At 47.6% G+C, this 22,407-nt stretch carries 19 protein-coding genes; 5 read left to right on the top strand and 14 right to left on the bottom strand.

Translation table 11 applies throughout. The features are described from left to right. The first annotated feature begins 12 nt into the window (after nucleotides 1–12). Together NKT06_RS10770 and NKT06_RS10765 are read left to right on the top strand one after the other, a co-directional pair. Nucleotides 13–975 carry a helix-turn-helix transcriptional regulator gene (locus NKT06_RS10770; protein ID WP_253433625.1) on the top strand — a complete coding sequence of 321 codons (963 nt, stop codon included), beginning with the start codon at nucleotides 13–15 and terminating at the stop codon, nucleotides 973–975. Nucleotides 976–1,009: 34 nt separating this feature from the next. After that, nucleotides 1,010–1,696 carry an AlkZ-related protein gene (locus NKT06_RS10765; protein ID WP_253433621.1) on the top strand — a complete coding sequence of 229 codons (687 nt, stop codon included), beginning with the start codon at nucleotides 1,010–1,012 and terminating at the stop codon, nucleotides 1,694–1,696. A gap of 100 nt (nucleotides 1,697–1,796) precedes the next feature. Here the strand turns inward: NKT06_RS10765 and NKT06_RS10760 are convergent, their stop codons facing one another. Together NKT06_RS10760 and NKT06_RS10755 are read right to left on the bottom strand one after the other, a co-directional pair. Further along, complete coding sequence (locus NKT06_RS10760; protein WP_253433618.1) at nucleotides 1,797–3,311, bottom strand: UxaA family hydrolase; 1,515 nt, start codon at nucleotides 3,309–3,311, stop codon at nucleotides 1,797–1,799. Beyond that, nucleotides 3,308–4,825: a tagaturonate reductase gene (locus NKT06_RS10755; RefSeq protein WP_253433615.1), complete on the bottom strand. Its 1,518-nt coding sequence runs from the start codon at nucleotides 4,823–4,825 to the stop codon at nucleotides 3,308–3,310. The genes NKT06_RS10760 and NKT06_RS10755 overlap by 4 nt, the downstream gene beginning before the upstream one ends. Nucleotides 4,826–5,017: 192 nt before the next feature. Between NKT06_RS10755 and NKT06_RS10750 the strand changes: the two genes are divergently transcribed. The 3 genes from NKT06_RS10750 to NKT06_RS10740 all read left to right on the top strand — a co-directional run bounded on the left by NKT06_RS10750 (nucleotide 5,018) and on the right by NKT06_RS10740 (nucleotide 8,714). After that, nucleotides 5,018–5,887, top strand: coding sequence for an AraC family transcriptional regulator (locus NKT06_RS10750; protein WP_253433611.1), 870 nt, complete (start codon nucleotides 5,018–5,020; stop codon nucleotides 5,885–5,887). A 146-nt stretch (nucleotides 5,888–6,033) separates the two neighbouring features. After that, nucleotides 6,034–8,022 carry an elongation factor G gene (locus NKT06_RS10745; RefSeq protein WP_253433608.1) on the top strand — a complete coding sequence of 663 codons (1,989 nt, stop codon included), beginning with the start codon at nucleotides 6,034–6,036 and terminating at the stop codon, nucleotides 8,020–8,022. A gap of 14 nt (nucleotides 8,023–8,036) precedes the next feature. Beyond that, nucleotides 8,037–8,714 carry a tetratricopeptide repeat protein gene (locus tag NKT06_RS10740; protein WP_253433605.1) on the top strand — a complete coding sequence of 226 codons (678 nt, stop codon included), beginning with the start codon at nucleotides 8,037–8,039 and terminating at the stop codon, nucleotides 8,712–8,714. Between the two features lie 112 nt (nucleotides 8,715–8,826). Here the strand turns inward: NKT06_RS10740 and NKT06_RS10735 are convergent, their stop codons facing one another. From NKT06_RS10735 to NKT06_RS10680, 12 genes are all read right to left on the bottom strand, one after another. Then, nucleotides 8,827–9,888, bottom strand: coding sequence for a phosphotransferase (locus NKT06_RS10735; RefSeq protein WP_253433603.1), 1,062 nt, complete (start codon nucleotides 9,886–9,888; stop codon nucleotides 8,827–8,829). A 92-nt stretch (nucleotides 9,889–9,980) separates the two neighbouring features. After that, entirely contained in the window at nucleotides 9,981–10,607 is a 627-nt protein-coding gene (locus tag NKT06_RS10730) for an SGNH/GDSL hydrolase family protein (protein ID WP_253433600.1), read from the bottom strand. A gap of 200 nt (nucleotides 10,608–10,807) precedes the next feature. Then, complete coding sequence (locus NKT06_RS10725) at nucleotides 10,808–13,975, bottom strand: MMPL family transporter (RefSeq protein ID WP_253433597.1); 3,168 nt, start codon at nucleotides 13,973–13,975, stop codon at nucleotides 10,808–10,810. Then, the gene (locus NKT06_RS10720) at nucleotides 13,972–14,430 is read right to left on the bottom strand and encodes a MarR family winged helix-turn-helix transcriptional regulator (RefSeq protein ID WP_253433592.1); all 459 of its coding nucleotides are present in this window, start codon (nucleotides 14,428–14,430) and stop codon (nucleotides 13,972–13,974) included. Before NKT06_RS10720 ends, NKT06_RS10725 begins: the two co-directional genes overlap by 4 nt. A gap of 218 nt (nucleotides 14,431–14,648) precedes the next feature. Next, nucleotides 14,649–15,086, bottom strand: a complete 438-nt coding sequence (locus NKT06_RS10715; RefSeq protein WP_253433589.1) for a GNAT family N-acetyltransferase — start codon at nucleotides 15,084–15,086, stop codon at nucleotides 14,649–14,651. Nucleotides 15,087–15,149: 63 nt separating this feature from the next. Continuing rightward, a complete protein-coding gene (locus NKT06_RS10710; protein WP_253433586.1) occupies nucleotides 15,150–16,136 on the bottom strand; it encodes a BadF/BadG/BcrA/BcrD ATPase family protein in 987 nt (328 codons plus the stop codon). 67 nt (nucleotides 16,137–16,203) lie between these two features. Beyond that, nucleotides 16,204–16,917 (bottom strand): class I SAM-dependent methyltransferase, encoded by a 714-nt coding sequence (locus tag NKT06_RS10705; protein ID WP_253433584.1) that lies wholly within the window; start codon nucleotides 16,915–16,917, stop codon nucleotides 16,204–16,206. Between the two features lie 286 nt (nucleotides 16,918–17,203). Beyond that, nucleotides 17,204–18,166, bottom strand: coding sequence for an alpha/beta hydrolase (locus NKT06_RS10700; RefSeq protein ID WP_253433581.1), 963 nt, complete (start codon nucleotides 18,164–18,166; stop codon nucleotides 17,204–17,206). A 36-nt stretch (nucleotides 18,167–18,202) separates the two neighbouring features. Further along, nucleotides 18,203–19,912, bottom strand: a complete 1,710-nt coding sequence (locus NKT06_RS10695) for an ATP-binding protein (protein WP_253442483.1) — start codon at nucleotides 19,910–19,912, stop codon at nucleotides 18,203–18,205. 15 nt (nucleotides 19,913–19,927) lie between these two features. Continuing rightward, nucleotides 19,928–21,022, bottom strand: a complete 1,095-nt coding sequence (locus NKT06_RS10690) for a cobalamin B12-binding domain-containing protein (protein ID WP_253433577.1) — start codon at nucleotides 21,020–21,022, stop codon at nucleotides 19,928–19,930. 287 nt (nucleotides 21,023–21,309) lie between these two features. Then, complete coding sequence (locus tag NKT06_RS10685) at nucleotides 21,310–21,771, bottom strand: MarR family winged helix-turn-helix transcriptional regulator (RefSeq protein WP_253433574.1); 462 nt, start codon at nucleotides 21,769–21,771, stop codon at nucleotides 21,310–21,312. Between the two features lie 15 nt (nucleotides 21,772–21,786). Beyond that, nucleotides 21,787–22,386 (bottom strand): GNAT family N-acetyltransferase, encoded by a 600-nt coding sequence (locus NKT06_RS10680; protein ID WP_253433571.1) that lies wholly within the window; start codon nucleotides 22,384–22,386, stop codon nucleotides 21,787–21,789. Nucleotides 22,387–22,407: the final 21 nt, after the last annotated feature.

Below are 22,407 nucleotides of genomic sequence, written 5' to 3'. Positions count from 1 at the left end.
GGAGTGGCTGACATGAATAGAACTAATCGGCTTGCTGCCATCGTAATGGCATTACAGCATGGTCACGAAACGGCACACTCATTAGGCGAGAAATTCGAAGTTTCCCGTCGCACAATCCTCCGGGATATTCAGTCCCTCTCCGAGATGAATGTGCCCATTATTGCCATTTCCGGTCCGGGAGGTGGTTTCAGTCTAATGGAAGGTTACGTATTGCCCCCATTACAGCTGGACCCGGTAGAGGCAGCGACGCTCATATTCGCTCTTGAGGGTCTGAGTCGTTACGCCGACACGCCCTTTCATGAGAAACGCTGGACCCTGATGAACAAAGTTAAAGCCATCATTCCGGATGATATCATGGCCCGAATTGATCCCATGCTCAAACAGCTGCATCATCATATTCCAGATCGCAATTACATTCTTCATCATCTCGACCCATTGCTGGCCTGTATACCTGAACAAGGGTGGTTGAGTGTGCTGTACCGCTCCGTATCGCGATCGCGTCACCGATGGCTGCATATCTGTCCCACACGGGTATATGCATCCTCCGGCTTCTGGTATTGTGAAGCATATTCGATCGAACATGGTGAACAGCGTCTGTTCCGGGTTGACCGAATTATCGATGTCAAGGCGATCGAACCACAGGATGCACAGGTGCTGAACGAACAGGCGCAGCAACAACAGAGCAAGCCAATCCCTCCAGAACAGCCGCCAACCCTGGTTAAGGCACAACTGAGTTATCGGGGAATGATTGAAGCTGAACAGGACGAGCATATTGGTGAAAAGATGATTGAAATTGCCCCGGATCTCTGGGAATTATCATTCCTTTGTCCACCAGGGGAATGGGACTGGGCCGTACGATTCTTTTACCGATTGGGACGTGAAGCCGAAGTGATCGAACCCCTCCAACTTCGTAGTGAGATTCGTCAGCATGCCGAGGAAGTGAGCCGGAGATACCTTGCTTCAACCAAGTCGTAGCTTGACTACACACAAAAAGGAGCCTACTGATATCATGACATATGAAGCCGTTATAACGTACGAAGAAGCAGTACAGCGTATCCAGTCTATAGGGCTGCTGCCTCTGGCACCACTATTTGCCGATTATCCTTCTCTGTCATCGCTAACCCCCAAAGAACATTGGCACAAGGATGATGAATTCGATCCCTGGTTGTGGCGTTCACGTCTGGCCGAAGAGGGCATTGCTGCATATGGAAAATTTGTCAAAAAGAAAGCGCTTCTTGTCTCATCTGAATACTTCCCCTGGGTACACCGACTGCTGGCCGATTCCAGAACCATCAAGGAACAATATGAAGCGGGTTTACTCACCCGTGAAGCGTTCAAACTCCATGCGTTAGTTGCAGAACAGGAAGGCATCGATGGACGTGCCTTGCGATCACAAGCAGGTTTCGGGGCAAAAGAGGACAAAAAAACATTTGACCGTGGACTTCTGGACCTTCAAAGCTGTGCAGCCATTGTGATCAGTGGAACCAAAGAAAAAGAGGGGCTCGCAGAAGGCAAAGTTGCATGGAACAGCTCCGCATATGAAACCGCAGATCACTGGATGCAACGTCATGGCATTAAGCCATTTGAAGGCAGCATAGAAGAGGCACGTGAACTGTTGACTGCGCAACTACAGCATCATGCGTCACCTGCCGCATTATCAAGCATCTCCAAAGCGCTTGGCATCCGTGGAATCTAAATAAAGCCAATCCCGGTTGTCGTGCAAATTTCAACCGGAATTGGCTGTGGTTCACCTTATAATGCATCTCAGACGATAACGCTCTCCATCCAGCATGGATTTAGAGGATCACGCCATCCTTGAATATGGCAATCTCCCGGAATCCATGCTGCTCACTGAGTGTGTGTGACCGTCCTGAAGCAATGTCAATCAGCTGGCTGAACAGTTGTACTTTGACCTCATCCATCGTGCGCCCCTCCAACAGCTGGCCTGCGTTGAAGTCAATCCAGTGTTTTTTGCGATTCGCCAGATCGGATTGAGTCGCAATCTTGACGGTAGGTACCGGACCTCCGAAGGGAGTGCCCCGCCCTGTTGTGAAGAGCACAATATGTGCACCGGCTGCAGACAGTGCCGTAACAGACACCAGATCATTCCCGGGTGCTTCCACAATGTTCAAACCGGTTTGAGTTACACGTTTGCCATAACGCAGAACGTCGACTACGGAAGAACGTCCTCCCTTTTGCGTACATCCAAGTGACTTTTCCTCCAGCGTTGTGATGCCACCAGCCTTATTCCCAGGTGAAGGATTCTCATAGATGTTCTGGCCATGGTTCACAAAATATTGCTTGAAACCATTCACAAGGTCCACCAAATCATGAAATACCTGCTCATTGGCAGCCCTGTTCATTAAGATCGTCTCCGCACCAAACATCTCCGGTACTTCCGTCAGAATAGCCGTACCCCCGGCAGCAACCAGCATATCAGCAACCGCACCGACGAGCGGATTGGCTGTAATGCCGGATAAACCATCCGAACCACCACACTTCAAACCAATTTTGAGTTTACTGAGCGGAAGCGGCTGCCGTTGTTCATGCTCGGCAATCTCCACAAGTTCTTCCATCAGGCGAAGTCCTTCCTCAAGCTCGTCATCCGTTTCCTGTGCTTTAAGAAACCGTACTTTGCCTCGGTATTCCGGAGCAATACACTCACGGAATTCATCGACCTGATTGTTCTCACAGCCCAGACCGATGACAAGCACACCTCCTGCATTCGGATGCTCCACCAAAGAGGCCAGCAACTGTTGTGTATACTTCAGATCATCACCAAGCTGTGAGCACCCGAATGGATGTGGAAAGTGAAATACACCATCTACCCGGCTTCCAAACTGGGATTGACCCATACGTGCCAAAGCTTCACACACTTTATTGATACACCCGACCGTATTCACAATCCAGATCTCATTACGGATACCTGCTTCACCATTAGGACGCAAATATCCATCGAATGAGCGCAGATGTTCCGGAGGCATGTCCGTCTGAATCTGGACTCCCGGTTGGTACTCATATTCAAGCAATCCGTGCAGACCCGTCTTCAGATTGTGACTATGAATCCAGCTTCCCTGCTCAATCTGCTCTTTGGCAATCCCGATGGAGAAACCATACTTCATCACATCATCGCCCGGTGCCAGCGTATGCACAGCAATCTTATGCCCTTTGGGCACGTCATCCAGCAAATTAAAAGAAACTCCGTCTGGCAGTGTAATCTGTTCTCCTTTGGCATAGTCACGAAGCGCTATAATGACGTCATCCTGTGGTTGAATGGCAATCCAGTCATTGATCGTACTTGTTGTGTTCATTTTCCTTCACCTTCCAACAAACCGATTTCATTAACAAGTGCTGCACGCAGTCCTTTTCTTGCATCCAGATTTTCGCCCCAGATCAGGGAATCCGACAACACAGCCGCTAGCCGGTTATCCAGTTGCTTCTGATCCCTATTGAGCGTGTCATAACCGTCCCAGTGTGCAGCCAAAGCACCCAGGACATCGGGGTCATCCCGCAGCAGAATGTCATCCCCATTCAGTCGTTGTGCCTTGTAACCCTCTGGCGTATTCACAGGACGATAGAGACATAGTAATCCAGCAAACCCTTGAATTAAACGTTCTGGCCAACTTCCCTGATTTTGCTCGTAAGACAAAAGTGTAGGCAGCACACGAACCTTGAATTTTCCGATCGTATTCAAAGCAATATCTTGCAATTTGTGATCAATATACGGGTTAAGGAACCGTTCGAACACTTCTTCCGCATACTGGTCCAGCTGATGTTCGGGCATATCAAGAGCAGGGACGATCTCCTGATGCACAGCTTCCCTGATCCATGAGCCAAAATGTGGATCTTCCATCGTTTCTCTCACATGCTGCTTGCCTTGCAGAATGCCGAGGGATGACATTAAGGTATGTGCCCCATTCAAAATACGAACCTTGCGTATCTGGAAAGGCTTCAGATCTTTCACCCAATGTACATTGAGACCTGCCTGTTTGAGAGGAAGTTTTTTGTCCAATGATTCATCACCCTGAATGGCCCAGAAATGATATGGCTCTGCCGTATTAATCAACTGGTCCTCATAACCCCAGCGATTCGTTAGGGAATCAGCTTCTTCTTGGGTCGGCGCACCTGTGACAATTCGGTCTACCAGATTGTTCAGGAAGTGATTATGGTTCTCAATCCATGAACGGAAGCCATCCGAATACCCATAATCCTCACTATAACGGAGGACACAACTGCGCAGCACATCACCATTGCCTTCAAGCAGCTCGCATGGCAGATGAATCAAACCTCTGGATGGATCACCATCAAATTTCAAATATCGCTGATGCAGGAAAACCGTTAATTTCCCCGGAAATGATTGGATCGGTTCACCCTCGATATAGTCCGCATACGTATATTTCAATCCTGATTCGGTTGTATTGGAAATAACGAACTCAAGTGAAGGCAGTTCCGCCAAGTTCAGAAAGGCATCCCATTCCTCATATGGATTGATACACTGTGAGAAAATAGAGATCAACTCTGTCCGCTCAACTGGCTTCCCTTGAGACAGACCTCGCGTAATCATCGTATATAATCCATCCTGATTACGGATCTGTTCCAGCTTGGCCTTGCCTCCCGGTCGTGGTTGGGTAACAGCTACACTTCCATGGAATTTGCCTTGTCTGGCACTCTCATGAAGCATCCAGTCTGCAAATCCCCGCAAAAAATTACCTTCTCCGATCTGCAAAACTTTCACGGGACGCTCCATAATCTCCTTGCACTTGCGCTGACCATCGCTCCCCAGTAAATTCAGCTTCAACCTTGGCCGTTTCGTGCTTGCCGACATGGACACTCACCTCATCGATTATTTGTACTGTCGGAATGCAGTTCAGAGGCTCTGCACCCTTTTATTGTAAACGCTTTAAATTCATTGTATCATCAATAAAAGGAAATTAAATTGCTTATATTGCGTTAAATATACTCTCTAATGACCAGGTAAGACATCTCATTGAAGACAATCGTCTGGAAAGGAGTCTTTATGGAACGTTCACCTGTTCGTACAACTATTCAGGCAGAATCCGGTATTCCGTTCCGCCTGGTGTACAGTGACACCAAATCCCCTCAGAACGAATTACCAGATCACCTTCACGACTGGCATGAAATTATCTATGTATATCGGGGTCAGGGAAGTATCTTTATTGATACAGGACTTGAAAATATGCAGGAAGGCGATCTGTTCATTATACCGGGCAGCACGGTTCATCGAGCCTTGCCGGATGCAGGCAATCCCGTCACATCTTCCGCATTGTTCTTCAGCCCGGGATTGCTGGCATCGACTGCTGGGGGCGCTTCTTCTTCCTTGTTAAGCCTGTTTGAACGTTGTCGCAGACAACGAGTGTATAAGAGACATCTCAATACAGAGGAGCAATCACAGGTGGCAGCCCTTATTGATGATATTCAGACCGAATTCCAGCTCGGACATCATCTAAGCGCACATGCGGCCCTGTTACGGCTACAACTGTTGCTCATTTTTCTGGAACGTCTGGAAGCTGCGGGACCTGCAAACCCGGGTAAATCCGCTCCGGGTCCCTCATGGCTCTCTTCTACGATCTCTCATATTGACGATAACCTTCGGAATGGCCTTTCCCTGCATGAACTGGCTCAGTATGCTGCAGTATCACCAGCCCACTTCAGTCGTGCCTTCAAACGATACACGGGCATGACTCTAACGGATTACGCATTAGCGCGAAGGGTCATTATGGCGAAAGAGCATCTGGTGCAAGGCGATGAGACGATGGCAGCCGTTGCCGATGCTTGTGGGTTCGATAGTCTGCCCCACTTTTACCGTCAATTCAAAAAATTAACCGGTACAACTCCTGCAGCTTACCGCAGAGCCATGAACAGTTGATGTTAAAACAGAACCAGCCTGGGCGTAGCTCCCCGCTTTAATCATATATATCCACATATTCTTCCATATGGTAGATGTGGTATGATAATCTGGATTATTACTTGTCGGAAACATTGCATTCCGTTGTCAGAGGAGCTTAGCATTCCATGTTAAATGAACTGAATCGCAGGAATATCGGCATCTTCGCCCATGTGGATGCGGGGAAAACAACAACCACTGAGCATATGTTATTTGAGAGTGGTGTCGTCCGCAGTCCGGGACGTGTAGATGACGGAACAACAGCCACTGACTCACTGGACATTGAAAAGGAACGTGGCATATCCGTTCAGGCAGCCATGACCTCTCTTATCTGGAAGAACACCATCATTGACCTCATTGATACGCCTGGACATATTGATTTCAGCTCTGAAGTAGAGCGAACACTTCGGGTGATGGACGGTGCTATTCTCATTCTGTCGGCAGTAGAGGGAATTCAATCCCAGAGTGAAGCCATCTGGCATGCCCTTCGTTCACTTCGTATCCCAACCATCATTTATATTAATAAAATGGATCGGATTGGCGCATCTGCCCCAGCAGTTATGGAGCAGATTCGTTCTACCCTGTCCCCCTTCGCATGCGAAATCCAATCGTATCAACTCCGTGAAGATACATTTCATGGCATCGACTCCCTATGGAATGATAATCAAGAGACGCTGTCAGATCACACACCATCCATTCCAGGTCTGGTCGAGATACTTGCTGAACTGGACCCTGAGGTCATGGAAGCCTACATTCATGAGACTCCATTATCGCAAAGGGATCTGAATGAAGCGTTCCTGCGGTATGTGCATCAGGGTGAGCTTTTCCCCGTGTGTTATGGTGCTTCCGGCAAAGGAATTGGCGTCACGGCATTGCTGGACGCGGTCCTTGCATTTCTGCCTCCACCTGCCCAACCTGTGGATTCTCCCGTATCGGGTGTTGTATTCAAGATTGAACGTGACCGCACAATGGGACGCACGGCTTACGTTCGCATGTATGGTGGTAGTCTCCACAACCGTGACACCATCCATAATTCGACGCGGGAACTTGAAGAGAAAGTGACGCAGATTCGCCGTATGGATGGACGGAAATGGGCCGATACCGGTGCCGTTCACGCAGGGCAGATTGCTGCTCTGTACGGACTGAGCGACACACATGTGGGTGACATTATCGGCAATCCTGAGGGTGTACCTCCTCTGCCACAGATGGCTGTGCCTTTGCTGACCGTACAAGTACATGGCAAGGACCCGGCACGTTACCCCGATCTTGTGGCAGCATTGCAAGAGTTGACGGATGAAGACCCCTTACTTGACCTGCAATGGTTGCCGGAGGAACGAGAACTGCATCTCAAGGTCATGGGAACCATTCAGCTTGAGATTTTATCCAGCCTGTTGCTGGGTCGTTTCGGATTGGATGTCGTGTTTGATCCGCCATCTGTCATTTATAAGGAGACACCCCGTACAGCCGGAGAAGGGTACATCGCCTATACGATGCCTAAGCCCTGCTGGGCCATCCTCCGCTTCAAGATTGAACCTTTGCCTCGCGGAAGCGGTCTGATCTATGCCTCAACCGTAAGGACAGATGATCTGCTGCTACGTTATCAGAATGAAGTTGAACGACGAATTCCGGAAGCCTTGTCTCAAGGTATGCTCGGTTGGGAAGTAACCGATCTGCGCATCACACTGGTGGAAGGGGAACATCATGTCTGGCATACACATCCGCTGGATTTTGTCGTAGCCACGCCTATGGGAATCATGGATGGATTAGCGAGAACAGGTACCACGTTGCTGGAACCCCTTCTTCAGTTCCGACTAACGGTCCCGGAGGAATATGGCGGTAAGGCCCTCAGCGATCTGGTACATATGCGGACAACCTTCGAAGCCCCCACCATTGGTAGCGGACGTTGTATCATTGAAGGAATTATGCCTCTTGCAACGTCAATGGATTATCCGGTGAAGCTGCGTTCCGAGACTAGCGGCCGCGGGGTACTTACCACTTCATTTGCCGGATACCAGGATTGTCCTGCGGATGTGAACCCTGCTCGCAAACGTAGAGGAGTTAATCCGTTGGACCAATCGAAATATATTTTAAGTGTACGAAACGCGATTACATCATAAATGGAGTTGAACCTGTGCTTATTAAATTTCTTATCTTTGGCCTTCTATGGCGGATTGTAGGTAATCCGTTCATTGCCATCCTCATTTTACTCGTGATCCTGTATTTCCTGGATCGTCGTTACGTTGGGGTGTTCCCAAGCTTCACCAAACCTCTCAAGCGTATGCGCAACATCTCCCGGCTTCGCCAACAGCTTGCCATGAGTCCCAATGAAGTTTCTTCCAAGCTGGAACTGGCTCGCCTGTTAATTGAGCGCAAGCGTTACAGTGAGGCACATGCCTTATTGCTTGAACTCGAGCGCCCATACGAACAATCCGCCGAATATTGGGAGGCACTGGGGACGACTGAGCTTCATCTGGGTAACATCGAACAGGGAGAACGTCACATTTTAAAAGCCCTCGAGATCAACCCCAGAGTCAAGTACGGACGCCCGTACCTAACCCTTGCTGGTGCCTTCAAAGATACGCATGAAGACAAAGCGCTGGATTATGTGCATCAGTTTCAGGAGATTCATTCCTCTTCCAGTGAAGCGTATTATCTGCTCGGCTCGGTTCATCGTTCCCTCGGACGTAATGCAGATGCGAAGCAGGCTTACGAGCAATCGTTGAACGTATATCGTTCGTTGCCCAAATACAAGAAACGTCAGGAGCGCCGCTGGGCTGTCCGCAGTTGGTTCCGCAAACGTGGATTGTAATGTCATCCGCTATGCGCTGTAATTTGCATATATCACGCTGCTAATCAATAAAAGTGCACTGATCTCTGCCTCATATGAGCAGAAACAGTGCACTTTATTCATAATAACGATATTAATATACCAATATCTCACGCAGTCGAGCTTCATGAAGCGACATCCAGTCCATCCGCTGTTTGAGCTTTACAATCTGATCCACAGCCACTTCCGGCTCATCAGTACCCTCGAACATGCGACTGATAAAATGCATGACCACATCCAGACTGCGAAGCAGAATCAATCGAGGTATAGCTAACAACTCTTCCGGTTCCAGGCTGACCTGTTCCCGAAATCCCCTGATCAGTCCCTCTTGTGCCTGCCACATCCAATCTTCACTCTTGTCCATGGTCAGAAGGTCAGACATCGGAACAGCTAACTCCATGACCCGCAAATCCCATGTCGCAAATTCAAAATCCAAAATGGCACAGATTTCACCATCCTGCTGATCTGCCAATACATTTGAGGCATTCACGTCCCCATGGACCAATTGATGCGGCAGCTGCTCCATTCCCCGCAGGGCTTCAAACAGATCTGGCAGCGCATCCCTCAGTTGTTTCAGCTCATGCGCACATGTAACCAATTGCTCCGGCGGCGATGTGCATAGCTGTAATAATCGTTCTGGTGAACAGAGCGGATACGCATCCTGAATTTGATAGTACGGTGGATACACAGGATCAAGGGGTATATCCAGCGTTGCCATAACAGAAGACAGAGCCCCTGCCGCTTTACCGAGGCCAAATAATTGGTCTGGCTTATGCCAGATGGGATTGACACCTTCCCGATAATGAAACAGCGTTGCAATTTTGGTATGACCTGTGAGGGGATCTTTTACAGGAAGGAATGTATCTCCCTCGCCAGATAACCGTCTTACAGGTGAAGGCGTATCAAGCTTAAAGTTCGAACGTTGGAGGGCTTCCAGCACCTCATGTTCAAAGATGATTTTCATCGGATCATTATGTGTTTCATATTGTCTCATTACGTAACTCGTCCCGTCTATATGGAGCATGTAGGTAGAATTATTCATCCCACCCTTTCCACGCTCGCCTTTCCAGTCCGATGTGAAACCATATGAGGCCAACACTTCGGATATACGTTGCTGCTCTGAATGATGGAGGGAACCGGAATCGATATTTTGCACCAAAAATTAACTCCTTTATCTCACAAAATGGAACGGTCTTCTATTTATCTTAAAGGAAGTCCATCGCTTGGTCTAGTTCTGTTCCAAAGTGATCAAGAGAACGGATAATACCCGGTTCGATTAAGCTGCTCTGCAATGATACGATATCCTCTCGCATTGGGATGCACTCTGTCCCAGAACAACAGTTCACGCTCATGACCTTCAAACTTGTCGTAAACCTGAGCACACGCATAGTTGCCTGATCCCGCTCCATTCAAAAACGAATTATATTGGCGTACCCAATACGCAGCTTCCGTCGCTTGTGGATACGGGTTGTACAATCCGATGGTTCGGACCATATACTCGCTATTGCCCTTTAACTGCCGAATGTGCCTCATAATCTGGGATACATTACTGCGGGTTTCTCCAAGCACCTGTGTCATTTTGCCGGCATTGGGTATGCCGCCACTTGATTTAAACGTACGAATCAGATCATTCCCGCCAATGGATAATGTGATGATATCGGCTTCACGCAGCGATTGCCTCACTCGGGGATGCGAAGAGATCATCTGCAACATGCCCCCCGACGTCAGTCCATTTACGCCCATATTTTCCATAGATACAAATGTACGAACATTCATTTCCGCCATTCGCCGATATAAAGGAACAAAGCCGGTGCCCAGCAACGCTCCTGTACCTACCGTTAATGAATCCCCTATGGCCACATATCGATATACCATCCCGTCGCCCCTCTCTGCTGTGATTTTCTGAACAATAATGAACTGCTCTATATCTTATGATGAGTGGCAAGACAAGGCGCGGGATGGTGTCCTTAGGCATGCACCTTTCTTTTGCATAAAACCATATTTCTTCTCTGTGGAGATAAAAAAAGAAAAAACCCTGCCGCATAACGCGGCAGAGCCTAATCCATTGCAATGCATTACATGCCGATGGTCCGATCCGACTCAGCGGAATCGACTTGTTCCTTGTTAGAGAACGGCCACCAGTTCGCCCGGCCAAACATCTTCACCATCACTGGGACGAAGAATGGCAAGAATAACAGAGAGTACAAGATCAGACCGCTAAGAACTACTGTGGCAATCTGCATCATCGAGAGAACACCGGATGGATACATGGCAGCAAATGTTCCGCTCAGAATGACCGCTGCAGATAGAATAACGGTTCCCATGTTCTTCATCGCGTACAACATGGCATCCTGTACTTTCATGCCTTTGTTCTCATTGAAACGGTCCATCAGGAAGATGCTATAATCCACACCAAGTGCAATCAGCATGACAAATCCGAAGAACGGAGTAACCCAGCTAATGCCTGCGAACCCGAGGATATTAACAAAAACCACTTCGGTTAACGCCATCGATGTGAAATAAGCCAGTAATAAGGAAACGATTAGATACAATGGCATAATGACTGAGCGGAGCAGCACAACCAGAATAATGAATGTACCCGCCAACATCAGCATTACAGTCCGTGTATAGTCGTTATTCGAGATCTCCTGCAAATCTGCAAACGTACTTGTAACGCCACCTATGGCGATGTCTGCTTTTTCAAGCGTACTGCCTTGTACCGCACGATGTACTGCCGCTTCAATGTCAGGAACACGATCAATGGCTTCTGTTCCGTATGGATTTTCGGCGAAAATAACATCAATCGTCATCGTCTTTCGATCTTCGGAAAGATACGTATCAAATACCTGTTTGAAGTCTTTGCTGTTCAGTGCTTCTTCAGGAACGTACCAGCCTGCCAGATCCGAATCAGGTGAATTCTGCAGTTGGGTCAGATAATCCTGTGCCGAATCCAATCCTCCTGAAACCTGTTTGATGCCATCGACACTTTGGTTCAGTCCATCTGTCAGTTGTGTCAGCTGACCACTCAGATCGGAGAAGCCTTGCTGAATTTTCTCCTGACCACCCTGAAGCTGGCCAAGTCCATCCTGAATGGAAGGAATTTCGCTAATCACTTTACCCTGACCATCAGCAGCCTGTTTGAGACCGGATTGCAACTGACCGATTCCCGTTACAATTTGGCCCAGACCATCGGCAAGAGCCTTCTGTCCGGCTGCTGCGGAGGCAAAGCCTTCATTGGCCTGATTAATTCCAGCAGCAGCTTCTCCCAGCTTGGTCTGAATCTGACCCAAACCTTGAGCGAGCTGCGCTGTACCAGAACCTGTTTCACCAATCGTACCTTTGATACGCTGGTAATCAGCATCTTGCTGTAATTCAGGATATCGCTCTTCAAGTGCTGTGAAGGATTCGGAGAGACTGGTCAAAGCTGTTGAAACCCCGCTTAGCTGTTGCTCCAGTTCACGAGTTCCTTCCCCCAGTGCAGCGACACCAGCTCCCGCCTGACGATAGGCTTCAAGTAACTGATTATTCGCCTGCGCAAGTTGATCTGCACTCGTTTTGGCTTGCTGAAGTCCCGCTTTCAATTCACCCGCACCTGCGGAACCATCTCGAATACCTTTTTCAATCTGCCCAAGTCCCTCACTGAGTTGCGTAATACCCGATTGCAACTGGGAGGTCCCTTTGGTAAGTTCTCCTGCTCCATCGGCAGCTTCTTTTAATTGTGGTTCATTTTTACTTAGTTGACTGCTGGCTTCACTCAGACCATCACGGATTTTGTCCAGACCCGTCTTGCCTTCACCAAGTCCATCAGATAACGTTCCCACTTGCTGTGTAACTTCAAAATCTTTGATCTCATCACCCGTAGGTCGTGTCATACTGCGGACACCAGAGACTCCGGCTACTTTCTCTACTTCCCGGCTAATTTTCTCGGCCACGGCCATATACTTCGCATTATCCATCGCTTCATCGTTCTGGATGACGATCTGACCCGGCAGCGATTCACCCGGACCGAAGCTGTCAGAGATTATGTTGAATGCTTTTACTGAATCATATTTCTCACCAATCTCATCGAGACTGTTGAACGACAGTTTGCCATCGTAGGTTGCCAAAAGAGGCACACAGACCGCTGCAACGATGAGCAGCGCAGCCCATGGACGTTTCAGTGAAAAGCGACCAGCGGCACCATAGATCTTGCTCTCCGCATGTTCAAGCGAACCCTTCGACGGCCAGAATAGCTTCTTGCCCAGCACCGCCATGAAAAAGGGTACGATGGTCACCAAGGCGAGCATCATTACGGCAATCCCCACAGCTACGGCAACCGCAGAGCGGTACAGCATGAACTGGGCAAAGCCGATCGCAATGAATCCAACCAGCACGGCTAGTGCTGAGAAGAGTACCGTTTTACCAGCAGTACGATAGGTAGCAATGATGGCATCCCACGTATTCTCATGATGAGCCAGTTCTTCCTTGAACCGGCTGATTAACAGGATGCAGTAATCCGTACCAATCCCGAACATAACGGCGACCATAAAGATCTGTGTAAACGTTGATATCGGGAAGTCGACTCCATCCACGAGAAATGCAACAATCTGTTGCGATACAATGTAACTGATCCCTACCGTCAGCAGCGGTACAAACGGAGCTACAAACGAACGGAACACCAGGAACAGAATGAGTAAAATAAAAACAACGGTAATATATTCTGATTTCTTAAGCCCCTCTTGGGAACTTTCAATAGTATCCTCGTCAATTAGACCTTTACCGGTTATGTAGTGCTCCACATTGACAGACTTCAATGCTTCATTCAGGTCTTCCCGCGTTTCTTTGACTGTACGATCTCCCTGATCAATAGATAGCGACGTTAATATCGTTTTGCCATCAGCTGAGATCATCTTCTCGGACAATTCAGGCTGAGAGAAAGGTTCCAGAATGGACAGAATGCCCAACTTCTCTTTGTCGGCCTCCAATTGCTTAACAGCCTTCTCTGCCTCTTGTTTTCCCGTGGTACCCAGACCATCGGGATTATAGAATACAAGAGCAATCTGGCTGCCCTGCTGTTCTCCTTTTTGTGCTGCAGCTTCATTCAGAATCTTTGCAGCCTGGGTGGAAGAATACCCTTCAGGAACCGAAAACTGTCCCTTCTCCCGAATTAATTCACTCATGTTAGGGGCGGTAAACATCAATACGGCAGCTACAACAACCCATAGCCCCATTAACCACCATCTTGCTTTCAGTATCGCTCTCATTCGTTCTCCTGTCCTCCTTCATGCGTTAGCAAAGCTGCCAGCTTCTCAAAAGATTCAATGAAAATCCGAACCTCTTCTGGTGTAAAATGAACCAAATACGGCTCCAGAATTTGCTGTATTTCCTGTTCTGTCTCCCTGTATACCTGTCGCCCGTTATCCGTCAAAGTTAAATATACGACCCTGCGGTCACGTTCATCCCCTGCACGATCGACCAGATCGCGATCCACCAGCTTGTTGACCAAAGCAGTAATGCTGCTCTTGCCTATGCATAATAGTTCTGCCAGATCGGAGGGTGTACAGTAAGGTTTCTCCTCAATCAGACGAAGCGCGCAGAACTGATCAGTTGTTATGGTCTGCCCCACTTGTTCGCGTATCCGCGTATCAAACCGCTTGTTTACCAGAAAAGAAGCATCCAAATAACGGTTGACCAAACTTTTAGCATCGGGTGTATTCATTGTGCAATCTCCTTTCCGAGTATATAGTTCACTTAACGAACTATTCTTCTGTGAAACTATTCTATAATGAAACAATCTGTCAAAGCAATACTTTTTTCCTGGTATCAAGTTAAACATGACAAAAAAAGCAGGACGTCCGACTCAGCTGATTGCCAAATCCAACATCCTGCTTTATTTAAGCTCTGTTTCCTAGCCAGACAGTAGAGAACACCTGCGCGTTACTCTTCGTCTGTATCTTCTTCTTTTTCAAGCACACAACGGAACCGCTCCACTCCTGGATACAGCTCGCCCAGACTATATACGACGAATCCCGTATTCCGGTAAAACTCCAGGGCCTCCAGATCCGTCTCTGCAATCAAAGTGTCAGGATTGTATTTCTCCAGCAGTTGTGAAATCATGCCCCGACCATAATTTTTGAAGCGGTTCTCCGGCAGAACGGCAATATGGTGGATGGTAATCTCGCTGGAGCCTGTATGCTCATAACCGATCAGACCGATCAATTGCTCCTCTGCTTCGTATCCGGCCAGATACAGTTCGTCATTCTCTACATATTGTTTCAACGCACGTTTCAGATGATCCGGATCAGGAAAGACCGAGTAAGATAACAGCTCCTGTACTACCGGCTCTTCTATGCGTGATTTCAAATTAATTAACACCCTTATTCCTCCCATACCTTGCTTGTTTCCGCTATCGTATTGTAGTCGTTAGCCTCTCAAAGTTCAAGTCGTATAACGATTCAGTTCCGATTGAAGCACAGTCGAGATGTTATCCCATACCTTGATCTGCGCCAAATGATACGCATCCAACAGTGCGCCCCCAACTGCCAACAAGTCACTGGTTATGTACTGAATTCTTTTCCCATCGGGCCTGTAAGCAGCATCCAGCCCTTTCTGAACGGCCCTCACCATATATGGTGAACTCAGACAGCTTCCAGTCATCGCCATGGACACTGTTGGCTGATCGAAACAGGATGCCAGCATGAGGATACCGACAACAGCCGTATCGGCAGCAGAGTCACATACTCTAACCGCGAGGGGAATATTCCGGACAGCTGCTTCGGTCACCAGAGGTGCCATTTGGCCAAATCTCCGATTAGTAGCCTGCTGATTATCACCAAAACCAGACACTCCCAGTGCTGCAAGCTCCCGAACAGAGCTTACCTGCCAATACGTTAAAACCTGCTCAATCCATTCTTCATCCTGCAACTCATAACGTCCCGCGAGGATGGAATGCACCGTATCGTAAGCCAAAAACCGTGCTGCTGTCGGCGCATAATGACCGAACTGATCGTTGCGTAGCCAAGCGCCCTGTTCGGTTCTGCCAAGAATCAGAGAGCCTGTACCTCCAATGGCCACAATGCCTGGCTCACCATCGAAGGCCGCTGTATGCGCGATATGTGTGTCGTTTACTGCACTGATTTTGCCTATAATCCCGGTTCGAGCAATTAGTGCTTCGGCCCAACGCGTATCTTCAGGCCGATTCAGACCCGCCATTCCTGCCTGAATGGCAGCGATTTGATCTGATTTGAGTCCAGCCTGTGTTATGGCCTCAGCGATACCTTCCAACACATTTTGCTCGGCATGGATATCGTGATAACGACTGCAACCTCCCTTTTGCACATAGGATAACAGTCTTCCATGCTGATCGGCGACAGCCACACGGGTGTGGCTCCCTCCTCCATCTATCCCCATTACGTATGTATTCATCCTTGACTCACCTCTCCCAACCAAACAATAAGATTGCCGGGGCTTTTACCAGGTCCCGGCAGAGAATTTATTGCTTTTGCACAGCGAAACGTAGCAGTTCACAACGAAATTGTGTCGGTTCATCATATTTATCCTCTTCAATCGTCTGTGTGACATGTTCCTGAAGCAGAATATTCCAGCCTTTATAAGCCTCCTGGAGTATAGCAATCGCCTCGGCTGTGGGCAGGTTCAGTTCAATTAACGGCTCGACCTCACGGCCTGAGTTCATTTCTTTCTCCTCCACATTGGTACTCATCGTAATACAATGAATGCCACCTGTTCGAGTTCCTGCTTGTAACCGCTCTAGCGCTTCCTTGAAAGCTTGTTTATTCGATACATGTTCCAGACAAGAACAAGCAGCTATAAAGTCAAAATGATCCTCTTCAATGGCATAATGCTCAACGTCTGCTTTTACAGCTTGCACGAGATGGTCCACCTGATATTCTTTCGCATACTTGCGAAGTCCATCTATAGCCTCGTCCAGCAAATCCACACCGATGACTTCACTGTTCGTTTGTGCAAGACGCTGAGCAATCGGTATCGTATGCCTTCCTACTCCGCATCCCAGATCGAGGACACGCAGTTCCTCCTTGTGAGCAAGGATACGTTCCAGCATATCCATAACCATAGGCATTGGCTTGGACATCCAAGTGCCAGAGGCGAATAATTCATTATTCTCATAGAAGTTGGAATGATAACCTGCCTCTGCTTTTCGTGCAGCCTCAAATTTTTCATTTCCCATCAAAGCACCCCCATCAATTAGAAGTTAAACGTCAATGTCCCAGTACCGGCGAATAGAATAATTGAAAAAATGATCATGATGACGAATCCAGCCGTTACAATCAATTTACCCGTATCCCTCTTGTATGAACTGTCGGGTAAATAACATAACTCCACCTATGGAAATACTTAAACTCATCTTCTGCCATTCCTTCATGGCAGTAAGAACACTTCCTTTGTGTACGTGGCATCTTCCTCTCCTTCCACATCTGTCCTATCCATGAATACCCATAATACAATATGAGAAATCAATTGATTACAGATGCTGGATGCGACAGATGGTTCTTCATAAAGGATTCCAGTGCTGCCTCATATCCGGTGCGATCAACTTGAAACGCTGTGCCATGACCCGCACGGGGGACGGTCAGCAATTCCCTTTTGGTTGGGCAAGCTTCATACAACCTGTACACCATTTCGGTCGGTACAAACATATCAGCCTCACCGTGGATGAACAGCACGGGAACGTTAACTTTGGCAAGTTGCTTGAGAGCCGAAGCCTCTTTGAAGGAATACCCTGCTTTCCACCGGGAGATCAGACTTGTGACAGGTATGAACGGAAATGCAGGAAGCTTGTATAATTGCTTTAACTGGAACGTCAGTTCTTCTTCCACGGATGTATATGCACAATCAGACACAATCGCTTTAACCTGAGTCGGCAGGGCTTCACCACCTGTCATCAGTACGGTTGCTCCTCCCATGGATATGCCGTGCAATAAGATTTCCCCTTTTGTACCCACTTTTTCAAGCACCCAGTTGCTCCACTGTACATAATCCTTACGATCTAACCAGCCAAAACCGATGATGTCACCTTCGCTCCGGCCATGACCCCGATCATCCGGCATTAACACGTTATACCCATGTTTTTCCGCGTAAAATCGGGCAAAACCAGCCATTTCTCTACCTTTCCCCGAATAACCATGTGCCAGAATCACGGTCTGATCTGACCCCTTATTGGAACTAAGCCATGTACCGTGCAGATTTAATCCATCATGCGATTGAAGAGATACCTCTTCTGTAGGCTGAACATCCAGCCACTTCAGGTCAGAAGCACTGCTGATGATTTCATTGTCCGGCTCAGGCATCAGATTCGGATTATCCACCAAAAACGTTTTTGGCGTACGACGAATGGCGGTTTTGAAGAAATAAAGTCCACCTGTCCACAGAAGAGCAAGAAGGATCAGTACCAGTGCTGCAAGTACGTAGAATATCATGAACGGGTCCTACCCTCTTTCCTTTTTGAGATATCTTCAATCTTTACTTACTCGTTGCAGTGACGCACAGGCGGCTTGGTAGGCAGGTAACAAAGCATCCAGCAAAGGTTCTGCTTTCCGTGATTGACCTTCCTTCGCGAACTGCTCTATCTGGGCAAACAAAGTTGATAAATAACGAATCCCCAGACTCAGACTCCCTGATTTCAGATCATGGGCTACCTCAGTTGCAGCAACATGGTCGCCCGACACAATATTTCTGCGCAGCACCTCAATTTTGCCAGGTGTTTCGGTACGATACATGTCCAACAACATGCCGAGGAGTGTGCGATCGCCATCGGTGTTTAATTCCGCAATCTCATGCACGATGCTCATATTCAGTACCTCTGTCGCTTCGGAGGATTGCTGCCACTTCTGGATCATCTTACTCAGCACTTCCAGCGTGAAGGGTTTGCCAATAAAGTCGTTCATCCCGGCTTCCATACACTTGTCTTTCTCTCCCTGCATAACATTACCTGTCATTGCAATGATTGGTGTGGTATGGCGCATTTCATCCATTTCTATCGAGCGGATTTTGCGTGTTGCTTCCAAACCGTCCATCAATGGCATCATATAATCCATGAGAATCAAACTGTATTTTTTACTGTGAAAAGCAGCAACGGCCTCTTCCCCATTCACTACAGTATCCACTTGGGTTATTCCCAGTTTTTTGAGTTGCAGCATAACAAGCTGCCGGTTAATGACATTATCATCCGCCAGCAATACAGATACAGAAGCAGCTTCATCACGCATATCCTCTACCTGATACTCTGGAGTGGAAGTAGAAGACTCATTCACGGCCTGATTGACGTTTTTTTTGCCAAGTGCAAGTTCGAACCAGAATGTTGATCCTTCACCCTCATGACTGTCTACTCCAATCTCACCTTCCATTAGTATAACGAGTGACCTGCAGATGGATAATCCAAGCCCTGTCCCCTCATACTCTCTCGAGCGTCCTCGTTCTGTCTGCATATAGGGTTGAAATAATTGGCCCTGGTCTTCCTCCGAAATACCAATCCCTGTATCTTCAACTTCAAATCGAATGATTTGCTTGTTCACATCATCCTTGCTAAGAGTGATTCGTATCTGTACAGAGCCTTCTGATGTGAATTTGTTCGCATTTTGAATGAGATTGATCAATATCTGTGTAATCCTCGTTGAATCCCCTTCAAGAAGAGTAGAGATTCTGGGGTCATAATCTACCGATAACTGATTGCCGTTCTTTCTGACTTGGGGTTCAAGCAAACGAGCAATATAATTTATCGTCTCTTGCAGATCCACTTCTCCCCGTTCAAGCCGCATCTGACCCGCCTCAAGTTTGGATAGATCCAGAAGATCCTGAATCAACTTAAGCAGCAGTTTGGCAGCATCCTGTATAACGGAAACCGAAGTCTCCTGTTCTTCAGACAAGGGGGACAGCTTAAGCATCTCAGCCATCCCCAATATGCCATTTAATGGCGTGCGAAAATCATGACTGATGCCTGCAATAAATGCGCTTTTGGATTCCCCTGCATCTACTGCTTGCTGACGTGCAGCTTCAAGACTGTTATTGTTCTTCGCAAGCAGACGCTGGAGTGTTACCAGTTCATTATTCATATCCGAGAACTCCGCGAGTATCCGTTCCTCTTGCTCTTTGCTCCGGATCATCTGATCCGATAACTGCTCAATCGTTCTGCGCAGCCTCTGTATCTCTCCGTTCTCAGTAGACATCACATCATCCCTCTCCTAATCCCTAACCATATCCAGATCCAGATGATTGCATGTAGCTGGCTGAGTCAATAATTGTTCTGCAACCGCAACTGCCTCATCGGCTCCCGGAGCATAACCGTCGGCTCCTATCGTTTTCCATAACTCCTGATCAATATTAAAAGGATATCCCCCGACCATAATCTTCACATGTGCCGTTGCCGGATGATGACGAATCAGTTGAATCAATTCTTTGGCCAGATGAAGGTGATACGTCATCGTAACTGAAATCGCAACAACATCACCCTGATGGCGCTCTATAGCCTCGACCACACTTCCATTAGGAACATTGGCTCCCAGATAGTGCGTATCCCAGCCTTCCATCTCGAACACATCTGTGAGCATACGCAGTCCGATCTCATGTTGTTCATTGCCTACACAGGTGGCAACCAGCCTTTTACCCTGACCCGCATGAGTCAACCAGCGAGAATAGAGACGTGAGATGAATGATTGGGTCGCTGCCGTACAAAAGTGCTCTTGCCCCACACTGATCCGATGGCTCTGCCACAATCGCCCGACTTCATATTGGGTAGGCTGAAAAATATATCGATAAATATCACGAATCGTCACTCCAGCTTCTAACTGAGCTTCAATGATCTCGAAGGCTTCTTTCCGTTTATTCTCAAGTAAACACTGCAAGTACGATTGCGCAGCATCTCCATATGGCATGGATTCGTTAATATAACCCGCCTGTGACTCCATTTGTGTTGTTCTATATATTCCCATCTCCAGATAATCGAGCAGAAGTGCCTTTGACGGATGGTCAAATTCTTCTTCCAATGCCTCTTTAATCAGGTTGAGATTAATCGTTAGGTCTTCTTGTGATACCTTGTAACCTTCAAGTAGAACTTTCAGCCAGGCAATATAATGAGTAAACAGGCCTGGACTCTGTAAGAGCGCACTTTCTGCCAAATAGTTCAAGCTATACTGAGAATCCTGTTTGGTTCGCATTTTTCCGTTCTCACCAAATCGCTTAAGTAAATCGGGCTGTCTAAGATATTGTTTCTCCGTTATTTTATCAGCTAAGATCCCCGATTCCAGGAGTAAACGTTCTCCTGCTTCTTGATAACTCATAGATGCACCCCTCCTCTACCCGCATCACATCTCCATCATCATTCGTGACTAATCCAGAATGAGATCAATGTTAGCTAACTTGCAATCGGGATAGGTTCTTCTATTTGATCCAAACAATCCATCCATTCCGCTCTAAAAAGTTCTGTTCCATTATACATGAATTTCTGAAGATCATGTATTTTATGCCATGCATGTATAGAATAATCTTCCTATATTATGGAGGGCCTTGCAAGTCAGTCAGCCAGTATAAGCCTGTACTTTTGGTTCCACAAAAAAACTGACCTGCGTTATGAACGCAAGTCAGTTTTCCCTTCTGCCGCCAGTCCCAGCTTCTTCAACATCCGAATCGCATCCACTTTCTCGGCAGGATCAAGTCCTTCCAAAGCATCGATGATGACCTGATGGTGTTGAGGAAATATCTGTGTGAACAATTCTCTTCCTTCATCGGTTAACTCAGCGTAAATGACACGCCGGTCTTCCTTGGATGGTCGACGAAACAGCAGATTTTTATTTTGCAACTTATCTACAACATACGTAATATTACCACTGGACATTAGCACTTTTTCACCAATCTTTTGCAATGCCTGCGGTCCCTTATGATATAACAAATCAAGCACACCAAATTCTGTCGTATTCAGTCCGTGACTCTGGATGTCCCGATTGGAACGTGAGGTCACAGAATTGTAGGCTCGAACAAGAACCACGAATAATTGTAAAGACAGTTCCCGGTTGTCCTCCGTGTTCAGCATTTCAATAATCCTCCATCAGTTGTTTACATTTCGGCTCGTATGAGGGGCCAGCTTCTGCTCCCACTCCTCACGGAGCATCCCCATACGAATTGAATCATTGTACTCCCCACGAACGATACGACACTTCCGCATTCGCCCTTCCACCTGTAATCCGGCTTTTACAGCCGCACGTATCATTCGTTCATTACCGGACCAAGTAGTCAGTCCAACCCGAACCAAAGGAAGATGTTCGAACAAATGACTTGACCACATGACAAGTGAACGTGTACCAACCCCGCGTCCCCACTGGGCAGATCTGTATATTACAATCCCCATTTCCAGCCACATGGATAACTCATCTTCTATATAATAGCTGATCGTGCCCACAATTTGTCTGTCGGATTCAATGATACGGATCGATACCGGTTTGGAATCATCTGGATCAACGTCCAACCGTTTGAGCATACCTTGTTCGAAACTTTCATAACTTTCGTGTTTAAGTGGGTAATAGGGTGCATCCCATTGCTTCCATTCAGGTACGACATCACTGTAGATCAATTCATAGAGTTCTTTCAGATCCTTTTTCTCCACACATCGGAGAACAAGTTCACCATCCACGATTGGTAGTTCTTTCATGAAATGTAACGCACCCTCTTC

It is taken from the genome of Paenibacillus sp. 1781tsa1 (genome assembly GCF_024159265.1).
Lineage (GTDB): Bacteria > Bacillota > Bacilli > Paenibacillales > Paenibacillaceae > Paenibacillus.
This window is presented reverse-complemented; position numbering and strand designations above follow the sequence as displayed.